The organism is Stenotrophomonas nitritireducens, from assembly GCF_001431425.1.
GTDB classification, from domain to species: Bacteria; Pseudomonadota; Gammaproteobacteria; order Xanthomonadales; family Xanthomonadaceae; genus Stenotrophomonas; species Stenotrophomonas nitritireducens.
Window position 1 is genome coordinate 1 of sequence record NZ_LDJG01000082.1, and the last position, 951, is coordinate 951.

The following is a 951-nucleotide window of genomic DNA, read 5'->3' on the forward strand; positions in this document are numbered from 1 at the left end:
GATGGTGGCCCTGCTGCTGGGGTTGCTGGTTGTTGCGGCTGCCGGCAGCATCTTCCTGTCCAATCGACGCGTATACGGTTCAACCGAATCGTTGAATCGCATCCAGGAAAACCAGCGCGCCGCGTTCGAATTGCTGGCGCGTGATATCCGGGAGGCGGGTGGGAATCCGTGCCTGCGCCTTGGTGCCAGCAAGTCGCCAGTGATACAGCTGGCCTCCTTCGATACTAACTGGTGGGGGCGTTTCGCCGCCGGCATCCATGGCAGCAGCGGCACGTCGGACGCGATCACCCTGTATCTGGCCAACGGCACCGAATACTCCGTGGTGCAACACAAGGCACCTGGTGATCCCATCACGCTTGGTTCCGTGGATGGGCTGGCGGCAGGACAAGTGCTGATGGCCTGCAACAGCGACGAAGCCATCGTGTTTTCCGTATCCGGCATTTCCGGCAAGACGCTGCAGCACGTAGCGGGTGCCAACTGCGGCTCCGCGTTCACGCTGCAGCCGGTAGCTGGAAAATGCGGTGATGCGGTGGCAGGGCCTCCTTATTGTTTCTGGGGCAATCCTGCGGTGTTGCCGACGGCTGCGGAAAGCGGCAATTGCCAGCCGGGAGTTGGCCGCTCGCCTGCCTTCGTCGTACGGCCGTTCGATGCGCAGTGGACGGTGGAGGCCAACACCCGTGGTGGTAGTTCGCTTTACCGCAATGCGCTGGGCAGCAAGGATGAAATCGCCGAAGGAGTTACCGGCATGACCATCGGCTACAAAGTCGGCGACGCCAGTGGTTATCAATCGGCGGATGCAGTCGGAGCGGGTAACGCTTGGGCGCGGGTTACAGCCGTGCACGTGGTGCTTACATTCGAGGCCGCCCGCGGTGCCATGGCCGCAGGCGATGTGCAGGGCGTGGATGGCGGTACGCTGAGCCGCAGCGTGGAGGATTTCATCGTGCTCAGGAA

1 protein-coding gene is annotated in these 951 nt (G+C 62.5%); it reads left to right on the forward strand.

Translation table 11 applies throughout. The features are described 5' to 3' along the window. Position 1: 1 nt before the first annotated feature. The coding region (locus ABB22_RS18480; protein ID WP_057505458.1) for a PilW family protein at positions 2–951 on the forward strand (950 nt) is incomplete at its 3' end.